Source organism: Synechococcus sp. O70.1, from assembly GCF_047462215.1.
GTDB lineage: Bacteria > Cyanobacteriota > Cyanobacteriia > Thermostichales > Thermostichaceae > Thermostichus.
The window spans coordinates 17,873-42,630 of the sequence record NZ_JANSIT010000006.1; the positions used below are offsets into that span (position 1 = coordinate 17,873).

The window sequence follows — 24,758 nt, forward strand, 5'->3', positions numbered from 1 at the left end:
AGGGCAGAGTGATACACTCGAGACGCTGTCTCCATTTTTCCCCTGCCGAGCATGTCCCCGCCAGGCTTCTCTCCCCCTGACACTCTCCCAAGCCCTGCAACCACTGCCGAGCTGTTTGAGCGGCATGTGATGTCCACCTATGCTCGCTATCCCCTGACCCTAGTGCGCGGGGAAGGTTGCCGGGTTTGGGACGAAGAGGGGCGGGAGTACCTGGATTTTGTGGCAGGCATTGCCACCTGCACGCTGGGCCATGCCCATCCTGCCTGGATCCAGGCGCTGACGCAGCAGGCGCAGCAGTTGCACCATGTCTCCAACCTCTACTGCAACCGCCCCCAGGCGCAACTGGCCCAGTGGCTGACCCAGCACTCCTGTGCTGACAAGGTGTTTTTCTGTAACTCGGGGGCAGAAGCCGTCGAAGGTGCCATCAAGTTGGCCCGCAAGTATGCCCACACGGTGCGCGGGATCGAGGATCCCATCCTCCTCACCGCCCACGGCAGTTTCCACGGCCGCACCCTGGCTGCCCTCACGGCCACCGGCCAGCCGAAATACCAAAAAGACTTTGCGCCGCTCGTGCCTGGCTTCGACTACGTCCCCTACAACGATATCGAGGGCACGGCAGCGGTGTTGGAGCGCTGGGGCGAACGGGTGTGTGCCGTGCTGCTGGAGCCGCTGCAGGGGGAGGGGGGGGTTGTCCCTGGGGATCCCGCCTACTTTCAGTGGCTGCGCCGGGTTTGCAGCGAGCGGGGCATCCTGCTGATGTTGGACGAGGTGCAGGTAGGGATGGGCCGCACCGGCAGGCTCTGGGGCTACTGCAACCTGGGGGTGGAGCCGGACGTGTTTACTCTGGCCAAAGGCCTGGCCGGCGGGATCCCCATTGGTGCCCTGTTGGCGAAGGACTTTTGCGCGGTGTTCCAGCCAGGGGATCACGCCAGCACCTTTGGCGGCAACCCCTTGGCCTGTGCGGTTGGCCTAGCGGTCTGCCGCACCCTGATGGCGGAGAGCCTGGTTTGGAATGCTCAGCAGACGGGCAGCTATCTGCGCCAGGGTTTGTCTTGCTTGGCAGAGCAGTTCCCACAGCTTGTTCAAGAGGTACGCGGCTGGGGCCTGATCCAGGGGCTGGTGCTGCGGATCCCGGCGGCTGAGGTGGTCAGGGCTGCCATGGAGCAAGGGCTGTTGCTGGTGCCAGCAGGATCCCAGGTGGTGCGCTTTGTGCCCCCTTTGATCGTCACTCCTGCGGAAATTGACGAGGCGCTGGCGCGGTTGGAATCGGCTCTGCAGGAGCTGGCTGGTGGCCAGTCCGTTGGCGATTCCTAAAAAGCCTAGCCCTGCCAGAGCTGCCGCAGAAACCCCTGGAGCCGCTGGCGCGCAGAGGGCTCGTGGGGGCCAGGATCTCTAGCCTGCTCCAGCAGGGGCAGGATCTCCTCGGCGTAGGCTGGAACAAAACCGGCAGCAGGCCAGAGCAAGTCCGGCGTGGCCCGCAGCTTCCAAACTTGGGATCCCTCCCTAAGCAGCAGGGGTCGCACCCAGAGCAGGGCTTGAGATCCCGCCTCAAGATGGTGGAGAGAAGCCTGAATCAGCTCCCCATAGAGAGTGGCCTGCGGCCCTGGCAGGGCTAGGATGGGGCGGGGCAAGGTGGGGACACTCCCTTCTTCCCCCCTTCCAGCAGGCAGAGGACGTTCCTCAATGGAGGGATCCTCACCAGAGCCACAGCGGGCAGGCAGACAGGGCCACAGGGTCATGGGATGGCTGGCTTCCGCCTGGTGAGCTTGAGACCAACTACCACCTGATCTTAAGAGACTGCCCACGGTGCTAGCCTTGCAGGCAAGGCATAAACTCCTTGCAACCGGATCCCGCCATGATGCACACCTTTATCCCGCCCCACCGCTTTTTCCCCTACCTGACCTGGACAGAGATCCAGGCCATGCCCAACAAAGAGAATGTGGTGATCATCCAGCCAGTAGCCTCGATCGAGCAGCATGGGCCCCATTTGCCCCTGGTGGTGGATGCCTGCATCGGCACGGCAATCATCGGGCGAGCCATGGAAAAACTGGAGCCGGAGATCCCGGCTTACGTTCTGCCCACCCAGTGCTATGGCAAGGCCAACGAGCACTGGCATTTCCCAGGCACCATCACCCTCTCGGCCCAGACCCTGATGGCTTTGCTCACCGAAGTAGCCGAAAGCATCTACCGGGCTGGATTTCGCAAGCTGGTGTTCCTTAACTCCCACGGCGGCCAACCTGAGGTGCTGCAGATTGTGGCCCGCGACCTACACCAGAAGTACGAAGATTTCCTTCTTTTCCCCATCTCCGTCTGGCGCGTTCCCCACCAAGGGCAGGAGCTGATGACAGAAAAAGAACGGGAATTGGGCATCCACGCTGGCGACGGCGAGACCAGCATGCTGATGTACCTGTTGCCCGAGACGGTGCGCACCGACCGCCTAGTCTGCGAGTACCCCCAAGATTTGCCGGAAGACAGTCTGCTCAGCCTGGAAGGGCGAATCTCTTTTGCTTGGACAACTCGCGATCTCAGCCAGAGCGGCGTTCTGGGGGATGCCACCGCTGCCACGCCCGAGAAAGGCAAACTTTTGGTGGAGTCCATGGCCGATGGCTGGGTGCAGCTAATCCGGGATCTGTACAAGTTCCGACAGCCCCAGGCTTGGCGCAAAGCCCCGCTGCCGGCCTAGACTTCTGAGGCTTCTGGCCGTCCCTAGCCTGCCTCTTCGCGAGGACGGGTGATAGGCTTGAGGGAAAGTTCCCCCACCCCCTGAGGGAAGAGCAATGGTTCTTGCCTCAAAGCCGGCTACCCCTTCCATCCTCGAGCGGCACGACGCCACCTGGCAGGACTACTTGACCATTTGCAACCATCCCACCCTGGACTGGCAGAAGATTTCTTTTTACCAGGGCTGGTTGTGGGTCAGCATGGGCAAGGAAGGGCCAGAGCACGCCTCCGTCAGCGATTTGATGACGGCAATCTTTTTCGCCTGGGCCTTTCTGCACCCGGACGTGCCGCTGCAGTCCTACGGTCGCTGCCTGATTGAGTACCCAGAAACCCACGCCTGCGCCCCCGACCTAGTGCTCTACAAGGGAGAAAACATCCCCAGATACCAAGCCGGCGAGCCGCGGCGGATTGACTTGCGTTTCCAAAGGCCTCCCGACCTGGTGGGCGAAATTGCCGACACCACCCTCAGCCTTGACCTAGACGAGCAAAAGCAGCTCTACGCCAGCCTGGGCATTCCTGAGTACTGGGTCATCGATGTCAAAGGGCGGCGTGTTTTTGCTTTTGCCCTGGCCGAGGATGGACGCTACCGGGCCATTGCCCAGTCGCAGGTGCTAGCGGGCCTGCCGATAGCCCTGCTTGAGCAGACTCTGGAACGCTTGGCCAACGAAACCAACACGGCGGCCGCCAACTGGCTTCTCCAACAGCTCCAATGCCAGGCATAAAGCCATCAGGGCTCTCCTCTAGTCCTTGATTCACCGTTCGCGTAAGCGGGACGGAGTCCGTACAATCGGCCACTTTGCGGCATAACCAACCTCCTGCCTTGACGTAGATTGGCTGAGCTAGTAGGTCTGCAAGTACATCTTTTCTGGTAGGCACCTAGGCTAAAGTTGGCTCCGTCTTTAGCCTGTGTGCCCTCTAAGGGTAAGGAGCAACTACCGTCAGCTCGACGGGAAGTCACGCCTGTGGAGATCCCTCTGGCGGGGTAGTAGGTGTTGTTCGCGTATGCGGGACGGAGTCCTTACCTGCTACTAGCTATGGGTCGTGGAAGTAGGAAGAAAGCATCAACCGCGAGCAAAAGTCCGCTTTTGCCCGAGGTTGTATGAGTCTTTCAGAGCGGCGTTTGGGCCAGCTTGATGATGAGATGGTGGTTTTTGTCCACTGTGATCCAGCCCTGCTGGCGGAAACGGTTCAAAAGACGGGTGATGGTGACGCGGGTAGTGCCGATGGCATTGGCCAAGTCTTGGTGCGTAAGGCGCACCTGCAGGCGCACTCCTGTCGCAATGGGGGATCCCAACTCCACTGCCAACAGGGAGAGCAACTGACGCAGCCGATCCTCCACTCGCCGCCGCCCGGCCAGAGCCAGCAGTGCTTCGGTTTGGCGCAGTCGCCGCACCAACTGCTTGAGCAGCCCCTGGCTCAGGGTTTCTGAGGCTTCCACCTCGGCTGCCGACAGCCGCAGCACGTCAACTGCCGTCAACGCCTTAGCTTGGTAGGGATCCAACTTTGCCAGCGGGGATCCCAGCGGCATGGAGGGAACGGCAAAGCCCAAAATGGCCTCGCTCCCGTTGGCATGGACAGTACTCAACTGCACTACGCCCCGGCAGACAATCACCCACTCTTCGGGCGGCAGAGGAATGATTTGGCGAGGGCTGTAGGAAGATAGGCTGCGGCCTCGGTAGAGGTCTTCTAGGAGCTGACGCTCCCGTTTGACATACCGGCTGGGCGGCGTTTCAGGTATCATGAGCTAGCTCTGCTGGAGCAAACTTGGGTTCAGCGGGCGGCCTTTCCCCTGCTAAGGGAGAACAAGAGTCGGTCTGGGAACCAAGGATCCGTGTTCTCGACTACACCATATCGCTTGCCTTTCCCGCTGAAGTAAAGAGGAGGTTATGCTTGGGTTAAGTCTTGCCCTCGGCTTGGAAACGGGCAGAGCTGGGTGCAACCGCCATCCGGTAGGATAAAAACAGCCAAGCTCAAGCTTCAGGAGACTTGCCGTGACGCTGATGGTTCGCGTGATTACTCCTGACCGCATTGTTTGGGATGCCCCTGCCGAGGAGGTGATCCTCCCTGCCACCTCAGGCCAGCTGGGTATCCTGACCAATCACGCTCCCCTGTTGACAGCCATCGGCAACGGCGTGATGCGGGTCAAGGCCGGTGGCAAGTGGTCGGCCATTGCCGTGATGGGTGGCTTTGCAGAAGTGGAAAACAACGAGGTAACGGTTCTAGTCAACCGGGCCGAGCGAGGGGAACAAGTCGACAAGGCTGCAGCTCAAGCTCTTTTGGAGAAGGCCAACCAAGTTTTGAACACTAGCAGTGACAAGCAGGAGCGCCTGCAGGCTCAGTTGGATCAGCAACGGGCCAGGGCTTTACTCCAAGCTGCCGAAATGGGTTCCAAAAGCTAGGGGATACCTCTTGGTTAAGGTGAGGCTAGCTACCCGTAGGTTAGCAGAGTAGGATCCTCAAGACTCTTCCGCCCACGTGCATCCCCAGAAGCCTCCTCTGTTTTCTGATCCTCCCGAGGATTCTCACCAGCTTCTCCCGATCTCAGCCATTGGCGAGGCAGGTCTACTGCAGGTGGTGCAACGCTACTGTCCTGAGCAGGTGGTAGGAGATGATGCCGCAGTGCTGGCTGTTCCCGAAGGACAGTTGGTGGTAACCACCGATGTCTTGGTGGAGGGAGTTCACTTTAGCAACTTGACCACCCCGCCCCATGCCGTGGGCTGGCGCGCGGCAACTGCCAATTTGTCGGACTTGGCGGCGATGGGATCCCGTCCCCACTCGTTGCTCGTAGGCCTGGGCCTGCCGCCCTCCACACCAGTGGCCTGGGTGGAGGAGCTCTACCAGGGAATACAGGCTTGCTGCGCCCCCTGGGGATGCCAAGTGGTGGGAGGGGATCTGTGCCGCTCGCCCCAGCGGTTTGTGGCCATTACGGCGCTGGGATCGGTGCAGCCAGGGCGGGCCATTGAGCGCAAGCGGGCGCAGCCGGGCGATTGGCTCATCGTAACTGGGCCCCATGGAGATGCGCGGGCTGGCCTGGAGCTCTTGCTTCACCCTGAGCAGGGATCTATAGTCCCGGCAGCCCAGCAGCAGTTAATTAGGGCCCACCAATACCCACAACCGCGGCTGGATCTGTTGCCGCTGTTGGCAGCGATCCCTGACCCCATGCGCCTTGCCGGCATGGACACTAGCGACGGCTTGGCCGATGCCCTGGTGCAGGTGTGTCAGGCTAGCGGGGTGGCAGCGAGGATCGAGGCGGAGCGGATCCCGATTTCAGAGGCTTTGCAGCAGGTCTTTCCGGCCCAGGCCCTAGAGTGGGCCCTCTACGGCGGGGAAGACTTTCAGCTGCTCCTTAGCGCTGAGCCCTCTGTAGCCCAGTACCTCTTGGAAAAGCTGCCAGGGGCAGCCTGGATTGGCGAAGTCACTGGCTGGGATCCGCAGGGGACGGTGCGGCTAGACAACGGCCAGATCCTCAGCCGCCAGCAGGCCTTCCAGCATTTTTGAGCGGCTCAAAAGTGCAAGTGTCGGCTGACGCGCACCAAGGGACCCAGCCCTAGCCGCTTGGGACTGAGGGCCTGCATCTCAAACAGGGCCAAAATATGGTGCACCGGCAGCTCTGGCTGGTGGGAATTTGCCCCCATCGCGATGACCAAACCACAGCAGCCCCCCGTATCGCGGCAACGCCGCTCCCAGCGCCTGCGAGCCCTCGAGTGCACGGGATCGTCTTTGGGAAATTCGCCAAACAAGTGCAGGTCGCGGTTACCCGTCTGGACAATTTCTAGCTCGTAGCGATGGCCATCGAAGGGATCCACTCCCGTATTGAAACAAATCCCTTGGGGGCCCCCCTCGCCGCGCAGGTTTTCAATCAGTTGCTTGGCCTTAGAGCGAGAGGTGCGCACAATCACCACCGGCAGCCCCTCCCCCTTCTGCACCAGTTTGCTCTGAGGGAGAGGATGCACTTGCCCTGCACGGCGCAACACCTCCACTGTGGCCCAAGGCAGCAGTCCCAGGCCAAGCTGCGCTCCCTCAGGCAACAGATCCTCTCGGAGCAGAGCTTGGGTGGGTTTCTCTTCCTCTAATGCCAGCAGCTCTGCCGCCAACTCAGGCAGGGTGCGCACCTGCACCGACAGGGCTTCCCCTTGGGGATTGGGAACGCAATACTGCCCCTGACAAGGTTGAAAGCCCTTTTCCAGCTTGCGGCGGTACTGCTTCAAGAAGCAATGCAAGGCCTCCAAGGCCACGGCCAAGGTTGCTGCCTCCTCTTCCTGTAAAACACCGCGCAAGCCCTCCAGCGGGTGGATGGTGCCGAAGTTCGGCTCGATTTCCTCGGGATCCAACTCTGCCAAGTCCAAGTTTGGCCAGTCTTCCAGTTCGGGATGGCGGGGTTGAAAAGTCAGGTAGAGACAGTCCTGCCTCAGGAAGACTTCCTCCATCTCAGCAGGGTCCGCTTGCCTAGCCTGCTGGCGAAACTGTTTGAGGGAGGGCAGGGAGCGGTAAAAAATCACCCCATACTCCATTCCTGCCCGTCCCATGATTGAGACGTAGAGAGTTTCGACGTCCCACTGATGCAGCTCAATGGCTAGAATGTGGTGATCCTCAAGGTACTCCCAGGGGGCATCCTGCCAGAGGGTAAAGGCTTTGCTAGCCAAGAGTTCTGCGTAGTTTTCTGGCAAAGGTGGGGGGATCTGCTCCTGAGCCTCGGCAAAGCTTTGTAGGATCTCATCGATGAGCGGTAGCTCCGGCTGGTATTCCACTTTGATGTCCAGCTCGTGCAGAATGCCGCGCAGGAAAAACTGCACCTCCCGGTTGCGCACGACGATTTTCTGGGGACGGGCTGGCAAGCCCGCATTGGGCCGCTCCATGGCCGCGATCAAGGCCCGCACCATTGGCTCCATGCCAGAGCCAGCAGGCACCACCTCCATAGCTCGCACCACACCCTGAACGCCGTCCACCCAGAGAATGCATTCCCCCTCGCCGGGAGAAGGCTGGGAGCCAGCAACTGGCGAGCTTGGCAGGCTGTGGCGATCCCCTTCCCACACGGAAGGAATCTGGGGCAGCTTTTGCAGTCGACGAACCGTAGCGGCTGGCAGACGCGACATAGACATCCCGAGACCACAAAAACCACCCAAAGGCCTAGCAGATGCCTTGGGTAGGGATCCCTCTCTCCTCAGCCAAGTTGAGAGTGGGGATCCCCCTCCAGCCACTCTAACCGAGCCCGGAGAAGCTGAATCCCCGCTAGGGACAATGGCCAAGCAAACCCGAGTAAAGAGCTGATGGTCAGATTCGAACTGACGACCGCTCGATTACAAGTCGAGTGCTCTACCAACTGAGCTACATCAGCCCGTTCTACCTGGATTATATACTAGCACCTCCCTTGCAAGTTGTCCCCGCCTGCCAGTTTGTTGCTAGGGGGCAGCAGGCAGGGGATTGAGCTGACAGCCGAGAGAGGCAAGGAAGCTACTGCCGATCCTCTGCTGGCTGTGGAATGGGAGCTAGGTAAATAGCCAAAGCTCCGGCCAGAAAGCCCAGGATATTGCGCACCACTGGCAGCCAATCTCGGGTGCGGGCAACCACTGGGCCAAGGCCAAAGGCCCCAAACAAAATGAACCACAAGGGAGAGATGAGCAAAGCCCAGCGCCAGTTAAACACCTCCTCTCCCTGGCGGGGTTTGCCGGCAAACCCAAAGACAATCCCACCCAAGATAGAGGTAATCAACGTCAGGATCCACTGCTCCTGCGGCAGCCCAGGCACTACCCGGCAACCGCCTTGGCGAAAACAGCGATCCAGAACCTCAACGGCCTCTAGAATGGCGCGGTGGGCGCCATGTTCCTGCACATAGAACTGGTTGCCAAAGCGAGACTGCAGCTCGATCCAAAAGGTGCGCGGCAAGATCTCCCGCACCGCATCCCCCACGTTGAAGGCCAGCAGGTTGCCCCCCCGGGGATCCGCCACCATCAAAACGCTGCGCTCGTTTAGGCCCCAGTACTCCTTCACCTGGCGGCCCGGGGTTTGGTCAAACTGGGTCAACACCCGCAGCTTCCAGCCAGTTTCTTCCTCCAGCCGGCTCAGGTGCTCGGCCAGTTCGGCTTCCTCCTTGCTGCTCAACTGATCCGCCAAGTCCAAAACCGGAACAGGCGGCTGAGGCAACTCCATCGGCACTACTGGCAGGGCAGGCTGCGCCCCCAGGGGAGATCCCCCGCCCACCCAAATCCATAGCCCTAGGCAAAGACTCACTCCAAAGCCAAGTACCCTTTGCCACTGGATGCTCATGCTACTCCCTCTTTAAAGACCCAATCCTGAAAACTGATGTTAAGAAGTGTTTCAAGTTCTTACAGATCCATCATGCCCTGGAAGCCAACATTTGGCCAGAGGGAGTTCTTTCTGGGTTTTCCAGGTAGCTGCGGGAAGGGTTGGCAGCAGAGTCTTTTCTGGTCAATTGCCCATCGAGAGGGCATACTGGTGGCAACAATTTTGGATGCCGGGGGCGTGCATGATGAAGTTCAGACGCTGGTTGGGTCTCTGCTGGGCCGGCCTGATGGCGCTACTCCTCACGGCCTGCGGCCAGGGATCCACTCCCTACGACAGCATTGTGATCAACTTTGTTAACACGGCTACTCCCAGTGAGATCGCTGCCCTTGCCAAAGAGTACAACTTGACGCTGCGACCCAGCAGCAACAGTGCCTTTGCCCGCCAAGAGGTTATTTACCTAGCCACTGGGGAGGCGACTCATCCCAGGGCCACCCGGCGGCTGCTCCAGCGGCTTCAGCGGGAAGCCCTCGTTGAGTATGCCCACCCCAACTACCAATTCCAGGCCGCTTTCGTGCCCAACGATCCCCTTTACTCCCAGCAGTGGAACCTACGGGCCATCCGCATGCCCGAAGCCTGGGAGATTTCTCAAGGGGAAGGGGTGACGGTGGCAGTCGTGGACACGGGGGTGACGCGGGTGCCGGATCTGGCCCAGACCGAATTTGTGAAGGGCTACGACTTCGTAGATGACGATGAGGATCCCACCGACCTCAACGGCCACGGCACCCATGTGGCTGGCACCCTTGCCCAGTCCACCAACAACGCCCTGGGCGTGGCAGGTGTTGCCTTCAAGGCCAAGATCATGCCCGTGCGGGTGCTGGATGCCAACGGCTTTGGATCCCTGTCGGACGTGGTGGAAGGGATCCGCTATGCCGTCGACCATGGCGCTACCGTCATCAACCTCAGCTTGGGCAGTCGCGCCTCAGCTCGCTTGATGGAAGAGGCGGTAGCTTACGCTCACAGTAAAGGAGTGACCGTAGTTGCAGCTGCTGGCAACGAAAACTCCAGCCAGGTAAGCTACCCAGCCCGCTATCCCCATGTCATCGCCGTCTCAGCCACGGGGCCTGATGGCACCAAAGCTCCCTACTCCAACTATGGGGTTGGCGTGGATATTGCTGCTCCTGGTGGGGCCAAGACGCCCGAGCACCCAGAGTACGGCATCCTGCAACAGACCATCAACCGCCGCAACCCCGACGAGCCGGTCTTCGCCTACTTCCAAGGCACCAGCATGGCTGCCCCCCACGTGGCTGGCGTGGCGGCGCTGATCCAGGCTCAGGGCATCAAGGATCCGGACAAGGTGGAGGCCATCCTCAAGATGTCAGCTGCCCCAGTACCTGGCGACAAACAGAACTTCTATGGCGCCGGTCTGCTGGACGCAGCCAGAGCCTTGGCCCGAGCCAGGGGTCAGCAGGAGGAGAACCCCTTGGTGCTGTGGCTGAAGGACTTCCTGAAGTACCTAAACGACAACGGCTACCTCAACCCTCGCTTCTGGTTTGATGGGGGCGCAATTGCCCTGGTGCCCAAGCTGCTGATGGTGGTAGGTGGCTACATCCTCCTGGTGCTCATTCGCTGGTGGTTGGCTCCCAAGCCCGTACCGGTGACAGTACCCCTATTGTCCGGGATCCTCCTGGGCAGCGCTGGCCTCTTCCCCCTGCAAGGGTTGGCCATTGTGGGTTTCCCCCGCTGGCCCTTGCAACTGCTGGGCAGCTCCCTGCCAGAGCTAGGCACCGCCTTAGCCCAGACCAATGCCCTAGATCCCTTGTTTGCCAGCGTGTTGATCCCTGGCCTGTTGATGGTGCTCCTCCTGGGCCATCGGCGCTGGCGCTGGGCGGTCATCGGCCTCTGCCTGGGGGTGGCTTCCCATCTGCTCCTGTCGGGATCCCTGTTCTATGAGGGGGTACTATGGCTTGGATCCTCTGCTTGGTTGGGGCGCTCCTTCTTGCTCCTCAATGGCTTGCTCTGCCTGGGCCTGGCCTACTTGGGAGCACAAGCCATCTTGGATTTGCAGCCCAGCAGCACCGTCCTAGCTCTGAGGAAGTGATGCAAGAATTCAGGGGTACCATTGAGTTTCTCGACATTGAGGGGGGGGTGTGGGTGCTGACGCTCCCTTCAGGTCAGCACTACGCCCTCTTCCGCGCCCCCAAAGAGCTCCTGCAGGAGGGATTGCAGGTTACCATTCAGGGGCAGGTGAGGGAAGACTGGGTAACAACAGCGCAGGTGGGTCCAGTCTTGGAGGTAAAAAGCTTCCGGAAGCAGCCCTAGCCAACTGAACCTCTGGGAGGACCCTAGTACTCCCTGCCAGCCATCCCCAGGCCGGCAGTTACTCCGAGCTCGGGATTTGACTGAGAACTGCTTGCAGAGAGCGGACATCGCAGCAGTACACCTGGTGCGGGCGGGCATACCCTTTGAGCTCCACCACCTGCTGGGAGAAGCAAGTGGCTGACTGACCTAGTTGTCGGGTCAAGTAGGCGTAGGTGCTCTGGCTGATGGCCAGGTCAGTGTTGAGGGTGCGGGTGGCGCTTTCGAGGCGAAAGGCCAGGTTGACGGTGTCGCCCAGAGCCGTGTACTCCTGGCGAGTGGTGTTGCCTACCTGGCGCACGATGGCTGGGCCAGTGTTGACGCCTGCTCCCAGGCGCAGGGGAGAGGGCAGGGGAAACTCGCTATTCAGTTGTTCGGTCATCTGGAACAGCTTCACCAGGGCCTGCAGAACTGACTTCACGTCAAGCTCGATCTCCGCCTGGTCGGCTGGCAAGGGATCCGCATGGGGTGTATGGAACCAGACGGCCATGATGGCGTCGCCAATGTACTTATCAACGCTGCCTCCCTGTTGCTGGATGATGTCGCCGCCGCGCCGGAACCAGTCGCCCATCACCTGGGAAAGCAGCCGCTCGTCCAGTTGTTGGGTCAGTTGTCCGTAACCGCGCACGTCAACCACGGCCACTGAGATGAGCCAGCGGGTCTGCAGCACCAGGGTGTCCGAAGGCCTGCCGGCAGAGCCGGGCTCTGGGCTAGTCAGAGATCCGCTGTGAAACTCAAGCTGGGATTGGCCAAGAGTAAGGCGATCCCCGTCTTGCAGCAGCGTGGGAATGCTGATGCGGCGATTGTTAACAAACGAGCCGTTGCGGCTGCCCAGATCGATGAGATAGATGCTGTTGTCATCCAAGTACTGCAGCAGGGCGTGCTGGCGGGAGACACTGGGATCATTGAGGACGATGGCGTTGCCCTCATCGCGGCCCAGCGTCCAAGCTGTGGCTCCAGCAAGAACGTACTTCCTCTGGCTGCCGTCCGGCTCTCTAAGAATCAGGTAGGGAGCAGCGGCAGGTTCGCCTGGGACGCTCATGGTAGGAGAGGAGATAAGGCAACCCCACTCTAATACGATACCCCTCTCCCCTGCATTTGAACCGCAGCTAGGCTGGTCTTGGCGGGCATCAGGCCAACTAATATCATGTTGTGTAGATATGTTAAGGCCCTATGGCGAATCCTTCCCATCCCATTCCTGCTGAGCAGCAGCCTCTGCGGCAATATGCGGAGCTAAGGGAAGCTTTTCTTTTTCGCTGGCCAACACTGGCCTGGCTCCCCTACTTACGGCGGCTCCTGGGCGTGTGGGGAGTGGTTGCGGTGGGAATTTTGCCACTGGTGTGGGGCAGCTTTGTCGGGGATTGGGGCCACTTCACCTTGGCATGGGTCCTGGGAGCCAATGCCTTGCTAGGCCTAGTGCTGCTCCACCTCTACTTGGGCTGGGCCCACGTGCGGCGGCGCTTGGTGCAGCCGCGGATCCCTTACGAAGAAAGCGGCTGGTACGACGGGGCAATGTACGTCAAATCGGAAGAGGAGCTGGCTCAGCATCGGCTCATTGTCCGTTATCAGGTTGAGCCGGTGTTGCAGCGCCTGCGACGCAGCTTGTGGGGGGTGGTTGGGCTGAGTGCCCTGACGGCCTTGCTTTGGCCACTCTGGTAGGGAGAACCAAGGGGATCCCAAGCGGTGCATGTAACTTCTGATCTGGCTCAAGCCTTGCGGCCCACTGCCGTTGCCATTGGTAACTTCGATGGCTTGCACCTGGGCCATCAGAAAGTGCTGCAGCCAATTCGAGACTCCCCAGAGGGGGTGCGCACGGTTCTCACGTTTCATCCCCACCCGCAGGAGGTGTTGACGGGGCAAAAGCAATGGCTGCTGACTCCGCCGGCGGAGAAGCTGGCGCTGTTGGCTGAAATGGGCTTTGAACAGGTGGTGCTGCTCCCCTTTACCCCTGCCCTGGCTTGCCAGCCTCCCCAAGACTTCATCCAGACAGTTCTTGAACAAGGGTTGCGCGTTCGCCACCTCAGCGTTGGCTGGGACTTTTGCTTTGGCCATCGCCGCTCAGGCAACGCCCAAACTCTGAAGGCCTGGGGATCCCAGTGCCGTATTCCAGTAGAGGTCATCCCAGAGGTGCAACTAAACGGGAAGCGAGTCAGCAGCTCCCGCATTCGCGCCGCCCTAGCTACAGGGGAGGTGGCAGCAGCCGCAGAGCTCTTGGGTCGTCCCTATCGGCTCATTGGAGAGGTGGTGCCAGGGGATCGCCGGGGACGGGAGCTGGGCTTTCCCACTGCCAATCTGCGCCTGCCGCCCGAGAAGTTCTTGCCCCGCAACGGAGTGTACAGCGCCTGGGTGGAGGTGCCCGCTGCCGCGGGAGCTCTGCCAGGAGTGATGAACATCGGCTACCGTCCTACGTTTGCTGGGCTGCGGCACACGGTTGAGGTGCATCTGCTGGATTGGACGGGCGATCTCTACGGGCAGGAGGTGCGGGTGGCGTTGCAGGGGTTTATCCGCCCAGAGCGGCGCTTCCCCAAAGTGGCGGACTTGATCCACCAAATCCAGCAGGATTGCCAGAAGGCTCGGCAACAATTGGGCTTGGCGGAGCCGGTTCCTCTCCCAGCGCAAGAGAGACCTCAGGAGAGCTTAATCAGGGATCCCCACAGCAGGGCTATCGCCTCAGACCACTCCACCGTGGCCCCGTAGGTATCCCCCGTGTGTCCTCCCAGTTGGCGGTAGATCCAGTGGCCCACGGCCAAGGCTCCCAGAGCAGCGCCTAGCGTCCAAAGTAGCAGAGGCCCCCAGGCCAGGATCCCGCTTCCCCCCAGACCGGCTGTGGTAACCCCTAGGAGCAGGGTGCCCGGCCACAGGGATCCCGGCAGGGAGGTGGAGTCTTTGAGGAAGCGGGCGGATCCCTGCTCCCGCAAGTAGGGGTAGAGAGCAATGGCCAGCAGTTGGCCCCAGCGACCCCAGGCTGGCACCAAGAGCAGGAGGGGCCAGACTTGTAGGCTACTCAGGGCAGCAAACTTCAACAGCAGCACCAGCCCTAGGGCCAGTACCCCGTAGGCTCCCGTGTGGCTGTCGCTCATCACTTGGAGGCGGTGGGAATTGCTGGCTGACTGCTCTGAGCTGGTGTGGAGATTGGCCGCCAGGCCATCGGCGGTATCGGCCACCCCATCCAGGTGCAGCCCCCCGGTTAACACCACCCACAGCGCTACCAGTAAAGCTGCCCGTACTCCTGCTGGAAAAACCTGAAGCAAGAGGGAGGCCAAAAAGAGGATCCCGCCTAGGCATAGACCCACCGCCGGTAGCCAGGCGGCGATGCCCTCAAACTGCAGATCTGCTGCCCGTCCTAGGGGCAAGGCGGTGTAGAAAGTTAGAGCTGCCCAGAAACGCCGCAATGGTGTCCTCCTCCCTTCGAGGAGCTGGGATCCAGCCTCCCAGGATCTGGGGAGGTAGCAGCCAGGTCTAACTAGGCCCGGCTAGCGGATGTACTCTTTCAACACGCTGTTGCGATTGGGATGGCGCAGCTTGCGCAGCGCTTTGGCCTCGATCTGCCGGATGCGCTCTCGGGTAACGTTAAAGATTTGGCCAATCTCCTCCAGGGTTTTCATGCGGCCGTCATCCAGCCCATAGCGCAGCCTCAACACATCCCGCTCGCGAGGGGTGAGGGTTGCCAAAACGCTTTCCAGATCTTCCCGCAATAACATCTTGGCCACCCGCTCCTCGGGAGTTTCTCCCTCCGACTCAATAAAGTCTCCCAGCCGCGAGTCCTCCTCTTTGCCAATAGGCGTCTCCAAGGAAATAGGAAGCTGAGCCGACTTGGCAATGAAGCGCAGCTTCTCGATGGTGATTTCCATGCGAGTGGCGATCTCCTCTTCCGTGGGCTTGCGGCCCAACTCCTGGGAAAGCTGCTTGGTGACTTTCTTAATGCGCGAGATGGTTTCGTAGAGGTGAACCGGCAGGCGAATGGTGCGCGATTGATCGGCAATGGCGCGGGTGATGGCTTGGCGGATCCACCAGGTGGCATAGGTGGAAAACTTGTAGCCCTTTTCGTGATCAAACTTCTCGGCTGCCCGAATGAGGCCCAGGGAGCCCTCCTGGATCAGATCCTGAAAGGAGAGACCCCTGTTCATGTATTTCTTGGCAATAGAGACTACCAGCCGCAGGTTGGACTGCACCATCTTTTCTTTAGCCCGCCGCCCCTGGTGTAGGCGCCGCCGGAATTCCGGCAAGGGCATTTTGACTTCCTCTGCCCATAGCTCCTCCGGCACCTCCTCCGGGCTGGACCAGAGGCCCATTCGCTCGAAAACGGCCTCACGGGCGCGCTCTAGCTCCAGCAGATCGGCAATTTTTCGCGCTAGCTCAATTTCTTCGTCAGGCCGCAGGAGGCGAATGCGCCCAATTTCTTGCAAATAGACGCGAATAGAGTCGTCGGTGTAGACCTTTTTCTTGCTAGCCGATTTGCGTTTCGCATGCCCTTTGGCGGCAGTAGCCTCATCCTCCTCCTCGAGGAACTCTTCGTCGCCCTCCTCCTCGTCCAAAGCCTCAGGGTCACTGGCATCCAGTTCAAACTCGAGGGGATCCGCTCCATTGTCTGCATCCAGGAGGATGGAAGAGGAGCTTTCCAGATCCGAGTCGAGAAGAGCCGTCTGACCAGATGTCACCAACTCCTTTGCTTGCACCATGCTGATTTCCTCGTGACGCTAATCACAAAACTGGAGGCAACTAAGAGCTTCTAGACGCCAAGGCAAAAGCAGCAAGTCCCAAGTCCACTGCAACCCAGAACGCTAGCTCTAGGGCGCCAAGAGCTGCAGAACTAGACCCCGCTCGCGCTAGGCAAGCTGGCCCGCTTCTAGACAGCCAAGGGCTGGGGTTACTCTCGAAGCAACGGTGGCTCATGGGGCTCAATGAAACTGGTGCAAAACTTGTTGGACAGGCAAGCCCCCTCGAAATTGAGGAAGCCCACCTTTTGCTCTTCCCTGGCGCAGGGCAAGGCGCCTCCTGGAAGGGCTGGCTACCTCAACCCCTCCCCACGCTTGGAGGAAGGAGCACACCACAGCTGCCGGCAAGGGATCCCTGCAGGCAGCTGTAGCCGTTCACACCAAACGCCTTCCCTAAATTAGCCCGCCCTTGGGGAAACAGCAACGGGGCAGGTGAAGAAAATCTAAACTTTGTCCCGCCGCCTCACAACGCTCCAATCCCGATGTCAGGGATCCCTACGACTTGACGGGGCGCTGGAGGATCCTCCAGGAGCCGATTCTGGTGGGCCGGAGACGGTGGAGCAACTCCACCAAGGCTTTCTAGGTCATCAAGACCCATACCTTGCAGCAGGAACCTGCCCAGTGGGGGATCTGCCTGCCGGTGGTGTCGCTTCAGGGGGCGCTGGCTAGGCCCTCTTTTTCCGCAGAGCGCAGGATTGGCCAGAACCAGTGGGGCCGCATGAGGATCACCGTGTCGATGACATGAATGATGCCGTTGTCGGCTTCAATATCGGCCTGGATAACGGTAGCATTGTTTACCTCAAACACGTCCCCTTCGATAAACAAATCGATGGGGGATCCCTCCACCGAGCCTACACTTCGATACTTGGCCAAGTCCGCCTTTTTCAGGCGACCGGGCACCACATGGTAACACAAGATGCGAGTCAGTTGAGGGATGTTTTGCACCAGGGTGGTAATGGTGCCAGGGGGCAACTTGGCGAAAGCGGCATCGGTGGGCGCAAAAACAGTAAAGGGGCCAGGGCCTTTCAGAGTATCCACCAAGTTTGCCGCTTTCACGGCTGTAACTAGGGTGGAGAAACCTTCCGTAGCAACTGCAATATCGACAATATCAGGCATGGCCAAAATCCTTATTTTGCTAGAAGTTGGGATGACAGGAAAGTCAAAGTGGTGCGCAGTTTCAGAGCTACCTGGCCTGAATACGACTGAAAATGGGCAGAGTCAATGCCTAGACTTGAAGTCGGCTAGCGATAGTTCTGATCCTGAATGTAGGCCAGGCGAGCTGCTTCTCGAATCCCGTATTCCGGCCGAGTGAAGCGATTGAGTTGCCCCTCAAAGTAACGACGGTTCATCATCAAATGTCGCGGATTGGGATCGTCCAAAGGATAGAGAAAAGCTGCTCTCCCCGCCTGGATCACGGCTGAGGTGACATTGTACATGGATCGCTGAAAGCTAATCCCAAGCTGGATCAGCATGTCATCTTCGCCGCGGCAATGCTTGCGGTAATACTCCACTAAATACTGGGGCAAAAAGTGGTACATATCCTGGTGCAAAAGCGTCGGCGGGATCCCGGCACTGGCCACGGGAAACTTGTCGGCGTAGAGAACCCCGTAGTGAAAGTCCAACTGGTTAACGGGCACTTGGTTGGCCTGGGCGTTATAGGACTTGGTGCCGCGGAAGGGAGAAGAGCGATAAAACACCGCCTCTACGTAGGGGAAAGCCGCCTCGTATAGCCAGGTAAATCCCTTGGATTTGGGCACAATATCGTACCATTCTCCGCGGATGCGCACCCGGTGATAAATGGGCCGTCCGGCAATGGCGAAGATCCCCCTGACCAAGAAGTTCATCGCCTCCGGCACGCTGGTAATTTTGCCCTCGTCGTAGAGATCGCTCATCTCAAGAAAGACAGGGGCCATCACCTCCCAAAACAGGCCCAGCACCGAGTACATGGTGGCCTGGCGGCATAGCTCTAAAAACATGTCTGGGAAGAGCTTGTATAGCCCCATCAACAGGGGGTTGCCTTGGCAGTAGGCGCGGATGGCGCGGTCGGCATTTTGCTTGTATTCTTCCGAGTCCATATAGGGATCCAGCAGGCCCCCCATATCTCGGTGCCAGAGCATGGCCCGCATACACTCTTCCGCAAATTCCATGTTGATGCGATCATGCCAAAGGTGATGCAAGATCCGCGGCAGCTTGCGCTTGAGCTCCCCTTTTTCCATGAACTCCAGGAGCTCTGGGTGGGCCGTGGCAGGACCACGCCAAATGCGCAGATCCGCATCATCTCCAGCGTAGTGGTTGGCCAGCTTCAGATACTCTTCGGGAATGATGTACTTAAAAAAGGGCAAGGGATCCACAAACACCTGCTCGGCAATGTAGAGCAGATCGCGCCAATAAAAGTCCATCGGAATGGCATAGGCTTTGTAGATGCCGATAATTTGCATCAAGTTTTCCGGCGTATCCGGCAGCATCGATCCCCCTGCCTCGAGGCGATGGACTATCTCGGCAAAAGGATGAGTGGAAGGAGGTAGCTTAGGTGCAACTAGGGTTGTTGCCATGGAAAGTCTCCAACTCTTCAATTCCTGGGAGTTTCCCGACTACCTGGTGAGCTCGTTGCTAGGGAGAATGATCCGGGTTACCGGCTGAGGCCAAGATAACCGTTTGGGCCTGAGCCACCTGGGTGGAGAGGGTAAACGCCAAGGGTTGCGGCCATTTCACCAAGTTCATGGGCTGGATCCCAAACCAGACGATCAAGGCAGTTAAAACAAAGCCCGGGATCCGCTCCCAGCCCTGCACCCGTGGGTAGTAGGCGGTGCGGTTGTCCAATTTGCCAAAGCAGGTGCGGTTGAGCAAAATCACAAAATACACCGCTGTCAAGCCGGTGCCGCAGATGCTGATCAAAGTGGGCAAGGGAAAATCTTGGTAGCTGCCCTGGAAGATCAAGAACTCAGCCACAAAGCCCACCAAGCCTGGGATCCCGGCACTGGCCATGCCGCCTAAAATCAGCAGGGCACTCACCGTGGGCAGGCCCCGCAGGGGATTGAGCAGGCCGTTGAGCACGTTGAGATCCCGCGTTCCTACCTTGCGCTCCACCAGGCCCACCAGATCAAACAGCAGCGCCAAAATCAGGCCGTGGGAAACCATCTGCACCATTGCTCCCGTCAAGCTAATCGGCGTGGCCGCCGCCATGCCCAGCAGGATGTAGCCCATGTGGCCGATGGAACTGTAGGCCACCATGCGCTTGATGTCTTTTTGGGCAATAGCCGCCAAAGCTCCCGAGAGCACGGCAATGGCCCCCCACCAGGCCAGAAGCCCGGCCAGGTCAGCCCAAGCTTGGGGAAACAACTGCAGCCCAAAGCGAAATAGGCCATAGGTGCCCAACTTGGAGAGCACCCCTCCTAGCAGTATCGCCACCGGCGGGGAAGACTCTCCGTAGGCATCAGGCAGCCAGGTGTGGAGGGGCACCAGCGGCATCTTGATGCCAAAGGCCACCATCAACGCCAAGAGCGCCAGAGTTTGGGCAGCAGGGCTCAGAGAGCTGATGCGAATCTCAGCCAGCTCAAAGGTATGGGGATCCCCAAGCCAGTAGATAGCCAAAAAGGCCCCCAGCAGGAAGATGGCGGAGACAGCGGTGTAAATCAAAAACTTGATGGCGGCGTAATCCCGCTTGGGGCTGCCCCAGATGGAAATAAGTAGGTAGATCGGGATCAGCACCAGCTCGTAGAAGAGGAAAAACAAGAGCAGGTTCTGAGCAGCAAAAGCCCCGTTGACCGAGCCGCTCATCAGCAGAATGCAGCCGTAAAAGAGATTGGGACGCTGCACCTCTGGCTCAGCCGTCAGGATGGCGATGAGGGTAAGCAGCCCGTTCAGAGCTACCATCAGCAGGGACAAGCCGTCCAAGCCCAGGGAGTAGCTCAAGCCAATCTCTGGGATCCAATCCCACCGCTGCTCCCACTGAAAGCCAGTTGCCTGCACGTCAAAGCGGGTAAATAGAAACAGCGAGATGGCCAACGGGATCCCGGCCAGGACCACCGCCAGCTTTCGCCCTCCCAAGCCCAGGAACAGGAGCAGGGATCCCAAAATCGGCAACCCAATCAAGGCACTCAGCATGGTCTTTACCCCCTCGACCTACCCAAGCCTAGAGAACCACCAACCCAGCAGAGCCACCCCCGCCACAATCGTCAGCACATAGGCCTGCAACTGGCCGGAGGTGGTGTACTTCAGGACTTGGCCGCCTGCCAGCACCGCCAAACTGGTCAAATTCACTAGGCCGTCCACCACGTAGCGGTCAAAGAGCGCCGTGACCTCGGAGATGATGCGCACCACAAACACCACACTGGCTCGGTAGAGCTTGGGAGTGTAGAAGTCGTTGGCCAATAGGTCCTGCCAGTCAGCCAAGAAAGCCCAGTCCACCGGCCGCCGCTCCCGCGGCAGGTAGAGCACTGCCCCCAAACCCATGCCTACCAGGCTGGATGCGGCCATCAGGGCAACAGGGATCCCTTCCAGCGTGGGCGTTAAACCCAGCGCCGCCAGGATCATGGTTATGTGCAGAACCACCCCCATCATGACCGTGCTGGGCAGCATCATCGGCCAATGCACTTCTGGCGAGCGCTCGCTCATCTGCTGTGGCTTACCCCCCCAAACAAGGCCGAATACCCGGGTTAGGCCCAGTGCCGTCACCGCGTTGGTAACCAGCACAACTGTTGCCGCCAGCCCCTGCCCTGACTGCACCAACTGCTGCCACAGATCCGTCAGCACCCAAAAGGAACCGAAAGGCGGCAAAGCGATGATTCCGGCCATTCCGGTCAAGAAGCACAGCCCTGAGATAGGACGCCGCGACCACAAGCCCCCTAGATAACGCAGATCCTGGGTAATGCTGTTCCAGATCACCATGCCCAGCGCCATCACCAGCAAAGCCATCGCCGGCGCATAGGTAAGCAGCAACTGATACGCTTGCTGGACATGGCCGGTGCCCACTGCTACAAAGATCAAGCCCATGTAGGCGCTCACCAGGTAGGACAAGGCCCGCTTGGCGTCAATTTGAGCCAGGGCCACAAAGGCTCCCCCCACTGCCGTCAGCCCCCCAATTACCAGCATCACCCGCAACACCGTTGGGGAAAGAGCATAGAGCGGCTGCAGGCGGATCAACACCCAGGCCCCTGTGCCCACCACCGCGGCGTTGCGCAAGATTGTGGCAGGGATCGGCCCCTCCATCGCCTCATCCAGCCACAGGTGCAGGGGGAACTGAGCACACTTGCCCACAGGTCCAGCCAGCAAGCCCAGCCCTGCCAGCGCAAGCAAAGTTGGATCCACAGAGATGGCTCCTGCCTGCACCGCCTTTGCCCAGGCCGCCAAGTCCTCAAACTCCCAGGAGCCCGTCAGGGGATAAATGGCAATAACCCCCATCAAGAGCAAGAGGTCGCCGATGCGCTTGGTTAGGAAAGCATCTCGCGCCCCGGTGACCACCAGCGGCTGGTTATACCAAAAGCCCACCAATAGGTAGGTGCCCAGGGTCAAAATCTCCAAGATGACGTAGCTAAAAAACAGAGAGCCACACATGGCCAGGGCGCACATTCCCCCCTCAAACAGGCCCAGCAGGGAGAAGAAGCGCGCCCAGCCCCAGTCCATTTCCATGTAGCCAAAGCCGTAGATCTGGGCCACCAGGTTCAGCCCCGTCACCACAGCGCAGGCCCCCAGCGTTACCGAAGAGACCTCTAGCGGCAGCTCCAACACCAGATCCCCCACCTGCAGCCAGGGCAGCGGAATCACCTGCGCCGGCTGATCCCAAATCGCCACCAGCGCCCCCACACTGTGCAGAAACGCTACCAAAGTCAGCAGCGCATTTAGGTAGCCCGCCGGTCGAGGGCCAGTGCGGCGGGTGATTCCTGGGGACCAGATCAGCGCTCCCCCCCACCCCACCAGCGCATAGAGGGGAATTAACCATGCGGTTGTAACCAGCCCGTTCAAGCTCATAGTCCTCCTTCCGACCCGGGATCTCGCCTGACCCCATCGCTGGCTGAGATTCTGTAAAAAATCTTAAGAGGCATCCTAGTGGCAAACTAGGATAGACAAAAGTCAAGTTTTCCGATGAAGACCGTAGACTTAAGTCTATCCGCCGAAAAAACGCTGGGAAGTCAGGAAGACCCACCTAAGGGATCCCGCCTGCAGGCCACTTCAGCCGCACCTGCATTCTGTTGCAAAAAGCAAAGAGCCCCCTGTAGAAGTCCCTGCCGAGTTTTGGGGGCTACTGCCAGTTAGGTTTCCGCCAGCTCTACTAGGGCCTTTGCCTGCCCTGAGCAACCAGAGCTTGCTCGACTAGCTTTCCGACTTGCTAGAAGTCTGCACGTATAGGATTACTAGAAAGATGGAAGGTACCAAGATAAGCAAAAGAGTGGCCAAGATGCCCAGGTAGTTTGTCTCCATCGCTCCGCACGCGGCAAATCCAACTGGCAGCTAGCATACCATTCTCAGGTGCGCCTTGCCCAAACGACCCAGCCAGCCCTAGGGCTTGGTTCTCACCGCAACATCCCCCAGCACCTTAGTCTGGCAGGCGAGGCGATAGGTCTCAGGCTTGCGCCTGAGTTTGCGGTTTTCTGCCTCTGTGCGTGGCGAGAGGTTTTCAGCCCCCTCGACAATCTCCACCACACAGGTGCCACACTGGCCGTTGCCGCCGCAGTTTAGCAGCTTGGCCACCATCTTATAGAGGTCAACCTGGTTCTCCAGCGCCTTCAGGCGCAGGTTCGACCCCTCTGCGACGACGACCTCCCGGTTCTCGTTCACAAACCGAATCGTTGCCATAGCTCTGCCAAAAAACCTTGCTCGAACTGAGCCAAGAAAGAGCGATGTTGCTAAGTATTGTTACATTTTAAGTCATGTTTTTAATCTTTGGCCAGAGATCGGGGAAGATGGTGCCAAATATGAGGGGCATCCCGCCTGCAGCCACTCAGGTCGGTTGCGCTTCGTTATACTGTCTGATCTCTGGGAGGGAAATTCTGCCGGCAATACTTTCAGTGGGTGTGCCCTTAGGTTAGGTAGGCATGGCACCCCTTAAGCTAGAAGGGACTGCTCAGGTCAGAACCTAGGGGGGTGTCGACTTCGCTTTTTGACTGGATATTGCCCAAGTGTTGAAAACGTGGAGGATCGAGCTTTATGGGACTACCGTGGTATCGGGTCCACACTGTTGTACTCAACGATCCAGGCCGCCTCATTGCGGTACACCTAATGCACACTGCCCTGGTGGCGGGTTGGGCCGGATCGATGGCCCTGTACGAAGCAGCCATCTTCGACCCATCGGATCCGGTCTTGAATCCAATGTGGCGCCAGGGCATGTTTGTCATGCCGTTTATGGTGCGCCTGGGAGTGGTCAACTCATGGGGTGGATGGAACATCTATGGCGAGAGCGTTGCCAACCCAGGCTTCTGGACGTTTGAGGGGGTAGCCGCTGCCCACATCGTTCTATCAGGGTTGCTCTTTTTGGCTGCCTGCTGGCACTGGGTGTACTGGGATCTGGAGCTGTTCCGGGATCCCCGTACCGGTGAGCCAGCCTTGGACTTGCCGAAAATCTTTGGGATCCACCTGCTCCTGGCGGGGATTCTCTGCTTTGGCTTTGGCGCGTTTCACCTGACGGGCGTCTTTGGCCCAGGGATGTGGGTGAGCGATCCCTATGCCACAACAGGGCATGTGCAGCCGGTGGCGCCGGAGTGGGGGCCAGCCGGGTTTAACCCCTACAATGCTGGCGGGGTGGTGGCCCACCACATTGCCGCGGGCATCGTCGGCATCATTGCCGGCTTGTTCCACATTACAGTCCGTCCGCCCCAACGCCTCTACAAGGCTCTGCGCATGGGGAACATAGAGAGCGTGCTCTCCAGCTCGCTGGCAGCAGTGTTCTTTGCTGGCTTTGTGGTAGCCGGGACAATGTGGTATGGCAGCGCCACCACACCTGTCGAGCTGTTTGGCCCCACCCGCTACCAATGGGATTCCGGTTACTTCAACCAGGAAATTAACCGGCGCGTCAATGCTGCCGTGGAAGCTGGGATGACCCTCAGCGAGGCTTACAACTCTCTGCCTAAGTCCTTGCTCTTCTACGATTACGTGGGCAACAACCCAGCCAAGGGTGGCCTGTTCCGGGCTGGCCCCATGAACAAAGGGGATGGCATTGCCATCGCGTGGCTGGGCCACCCAGTGTTCCGGGATCGTGAGGGGCGGGAGCTGACGGTGCAGCGCATGCCTACCTTCTTTGAGACGTTTCCCGTCATCCTGCGAGATGCCGATGGCGTAGTGCGAGCTGACATTCCCTTCCGCCAGGCCGAGTCGCGCTACAGCTTTGAGCAAGTGGGCGTGACGGTGGAGTTTTACGGCGGCAAGTTGGACGGGCAGGTGTTTACGGACCCGCCAACGGTTAAGAAGTATGCCCGCATGGCCCAGTTGGGTCGGCTCTTCGAGTTTGACCGTGAAACGCCCAAGGCCGATGGCACCTTCCACACCAGCCCCCGCGGGTGGTTTACCTTTGCCCACGCTGTCTTTGCCCTGCTATTTTTCTTCGGCCACATTTGGCACGGCGCCCGTACCCTCTTCCGCGACGTGTTCGCTGGCATTGACCCGAACATGAGTGAGGAGATGGTGGAATTCGGCGTCTTCCAAAAAGTGGGGGATCCCACCACCCGCAAGGTGCAAGAAGCCTAGAGCTTTCTTGGTTCCTAGCCGTCAGCACTCGGCTCTCTTTGGGAACAGGGT

General features: G+C 59.4%; 23 protein-coding genes and 1 tRNA gene. 10 read left to right on the forward strand and 14 right to left on the reverse strand.

Annotated features, from left to right (window positions below; translation table 11 throughout):
• Positions 1-51 precede the first annotated feature (51 nt).
• Positions 52-1,314 (forward strand): aspartate aminotransferase family protein, encoded by a 1,263-nt coding sequence (locus tag NW833_RS05015; RefSeq protein WP_414394912.1) that lies wholly within the window; start codon positions 52-54, stop codon positions 1,312-1,314.
• 5 nt (positions 1,315-1,319) lie between these two features.
• Here NW833_RS05015 and NW833_RS05020 read toward each other — a convergent pair whose 3' ends face one another.
• The gene (locus NW833_RS05020) at positions 1,320-1,739 is read right to left on the reverse strand and encodes a hypothetical protein (RefSeq protein ID WP_414411759.1); all 420 of its coding nucleotides are present in this window, start codon (positions 1,737-1,739) and stop codon (positions 1,320-1,322) included.
• Positions 1,740-1,858: 119 nt separating this feature from the next.
• On the opposite strand from NW833_RS05020, the gene NW833_RS05025 reads away from it, so the two are divergent.
• On the forward strand, positions 1,859-2,683 hold the full coding sequence (locus tag NW833_RS05025) for a creatininase family protein (protein WP_414395149.1): 825 nt from the start codon (positions 1,859-1,861) through the stop codon (positions 2,681-2,683).
• 94 nt (positions 2,684-2,777) lie between these two features.
• Positions 2,778-3,440 carry a Uma2 family endonuclease gene (locus NW833_RS05030; protein ID WP_414411760.1) on the forward strand — a complete coding sequence of 221 codons (663 nt, stop codon included), beginning with the start codon at positions 2,778-2,780 and terminating at the stop codon, positions 3,438-3,440.
• Between the two features lie 386 nt (positions 3,441-3,826).
• On the opposite strand, the gene NW833_RS05035 is transcribed toward NW833_RS05030, so the two are convergent.
• Positions 3,827-4,459, reverse strand: coding sequence for a Crp/Fnr family transcriptional regulator (locus NW833_RS05035; RefSeq protein ID WP_414411761.1), 633 nt, complete (start codon positions 4,457-4,459; stop codon positions 3,827-3,829).
• A 250-nt stretch (positions 4,460-4,709) separates the two neighbouring features.
• Here NW833_RS05035 and atpC point away from each other — a divergent pair, with 250 nt between their 5' ends.
• Entirely contained in the window at positions 4,710-5,117 is a 408-nt protein-coding gene (gene atpC, locus NW833_RS05040; protein WP_414411762.1) for an ATP synthase F1 subunit epsilon, read from the forward strand.
• A gap of 139 nt (positions 5,118-5,256) precedes the next feature.
• The gene (thiL, locus tag NW833_RS05045) at positions 5,257-6,216 is read left to right on the forward strand and encodes a thiamine-phosphate kinase (RefSeq protein WP_414411833.1); all 960 of its coding nucleotides are present in this window, start codon (positions 5,257-5,259) and stop codon (positions 6,214-6,216) included.
• A gap of 5 nt (positions 6,217-6,221) precedes the next feature.
• Here thiL and NW833_RS05050 read toward each other — a convergent pair whose 3' ends face one another.
• From NW833_RS05050 to NW833_RS05060, 3 genes are all read right to left on the reverse strand, one after another.
• A complete protein-coding gene (locus tag NW833_RS05050) occupies positions 6,222-7,817 on the reverse strand; it encodes a DUF6930 domain-containing protein (RefSeq protein ID WP_414411763.1) in 1,596 nt (531 codons plus the stop codon).
• Between the two features lie 163 nt (positions 7,818-7,980).
• Positions 7,981-8,053: transfer RNA gene (locus NW833_RS05055), tRNA-Thr, on the reverse strand.
• A 116-nt stretch (positions 8,054-8,169) separates the two neighbouring features.
• Positions 8,170-8,865, reverse strand: coding sequence for a TPM domain-containing protein (locus tag NW833_RS05060; RefSeq protein ID WP_414395147.1), 696 nt, complete (start codon positions 8,863-8,865; stop codon positions 8,170-8,172).
• A gap of 337 nt (positions 8,866-9,202) precedes the next feature.
• Here NW833_RS05060 and NW833_RS05065 point away from each other — a divergent pair, with 337 nt between their 5' ends.
• Positions 9,203-11,059 (forward strand): S8 family serine peptidase, encoded by a 1,857-nt coding sequence (locus NW833_RS05065; protein ID WP_414411764.1) that lies wholly within the window; start codon positions 9,203-9,205, stop codon positions 11,057-11,059.
• Positions 11,059-11,280, forward strand: a complete 222-nt coding sequence (locus NW833_RS05070) for a hypothetical protein (protein WP_414394901.1) — start codon at positions 11,059-11,061, stop codon at positions 11,278-11,280. Before NW833_RS05065 ends, NW833_RS05070 begins: the two co-directional genes overlap by 1 nt.
• Before the next feature lie 58 nt (positions 11,281-11,338).
• Here the strand turns inward: NW833_RS05070 and NW833_RS05075 are convergent, their stop codons facing one another.
• A complete protein-coding gene (locus NW833_RS05075) occupies positions 11,339-12,358 on the reverse strand; it encodes an FHA domain-containing protein (protein ID WP_414394900.1) in 1,020 nt (339 codons plus the stop codon).
• A 131-nt stretch (positions 12,359-12,489) separates the two neighbouring features.
• Between NW833_RS05075 and NW833_RS05080 the strand changes: the two genes are divergently transcribed.
• Positions 12,490-12,975 (forward strand): CGLD27 family protein, encoded by a 486-nt coding sequence (locus NW833_RS05080; RefSeq protein WP_414411765.1) that lies wholly within the window; start codon positions 12,490-12,492, stop codon positions 12,973-12,975.
• A 24-nt stretch (positions 12,976-12,999) separates the two neighbouring features.
• Positions 13,000-14,013: a bifunctional riboflavin kinase/FAD synthetase gene (locus tag NW833_RS05085; RefSeq protein WP_414411766.1), complete on the forward strand. Its 1,014-nt coding sequence runs from the start codon at positions 13,000-13,002 to the stop codon at positions 14,011-14,013.
• On the opposite strand, the gene cobS is transcribed toward NW833_RS05085, so the two are convergent.
• The 8 genes from cobS to NW833_RS05125 form a co-directional block, all read right to left on the reverse strand.
• Positions 13,944-14,708 (reverse strand): adenosylcobinamide-GDP ribazoletransferase, encoded by a 765-nt coding sequence (gene cobS / locus NW833_RS05090; RefSeq protein WP_414394896.1) that lies wholly within the window; start codon positions 14,706-14,708, stop codon positions 13,944-13,946. The genes NW833_RS05085 and cobS overlap by 70 nt on opposite strands.
• Before the next feature lie 81 nt (positions 14,709-14,789).
• Positions 14,790-15,995, reverse strand: coding sequence for an RNA polymerase sigma factor RpoD (rpoD, locus tag NW833_RS05095; RefSeq protein WP_414394894.1), 1,206 nt, complete (start codon positions 15,993-15,995; stop codon positions 14,790-14,792).
• 687 nt (positions 15,996-16,682) lie between these two features.
• Positions 16,683-17,147: a fasciclin domain-containing protein gene (locus tag NW833_RS05100; protein ID WP_414405283.1), complete on the reverse strand. Its 465-nt coding sequence runs from the start codon at positions 17,145-17,147 to the stop codon at positions 16,683-16,685.
• A 125-nt stretch (positions 17,148-17,272) separates the two neighbouring features.
• Positions 17,273-18,583 carry a CO2 hydration protein gene (locus tag NW833_RS05105; protein WP_414394890.1) on the reverse strand — a complete coding sequence of 437 codons (1,311 nt, stop codon included), beginning with the start codon at positions 18,581-18,583 and terminating at the stop codon, positions 17,273-17,275.
• A 58-nt stretch (positions 18,584-18,641) separates the two neighbouring features.
• Positions 18,642-20,135 (reverse strand): NADH-quinone oxidoreductase subunit M, encoded by a 1,494-nt coding sequence (locus NW833_RS05110; RefSeq protein ID WP_414394888.1) that lies wholly within the window; start codon positions 20,133-20,135, stop codon positions 18,642-18,644.
• A gap of 18 nt (positions 20,136-20,153) precedes the next feature.
• Positions 20,154-21,998, reverse strand: a complete 1,845-nt coding sequence (locus NW833_RS05115) for an NAD(P)H-quinone oxidoreductase subunit F (RefSeq protein ID WP_414411767.1) — start codon at positions 21,996-21,998, stop codon at positions 20,154-20,156.
• Positions 21,999-22,340: 342 nt separating this feature from the next.
• Positions 22,341-22,448 (reverse strand): photosystem II reaction center protein PsbM, encoded by a 108-nt coding sequence (gene psbM, locus NW833_RS05120; RefSeq protein ID WP_414394884.1) that lies wholly within the window; start codon positions 22,446-22,448, stop codon positions 22,341-22,343.
• Positions 22,449-22,526: 78 nt separating this feature from the next.
• Positions 22,527-22,823: a 2Fe-2S iron-sulfur cluster-binding protein gene (locus NW833_RS05125; RefSeq protein WP_414394882.1), complete on the reverse strand. Its 297-nt coding sequence runs from the start codon at positions 22,821-22,823 to the stop codon at positions 22,527-22,529.
• A gap of 351 nt (positions 22,824-23,174) precedes the next feature.
• Here NW833_RS05125 and psbB point away from each other — a divergent pair, with 351 nt between their 5' ends.
• Complete coding sequence (gene psbB / locus NW833_RS05130; protein ID WP_414394881.1) at positions 23,175-24,707, forward strand: photosystem II chlorophyll-binding protein CP47; 1,533 nt, start codon at positions 23,175-23,177, stop codon at positions 24,705-24,707.
• Positions 24,708-24,758: the final 51 nt, after the last annotated feature.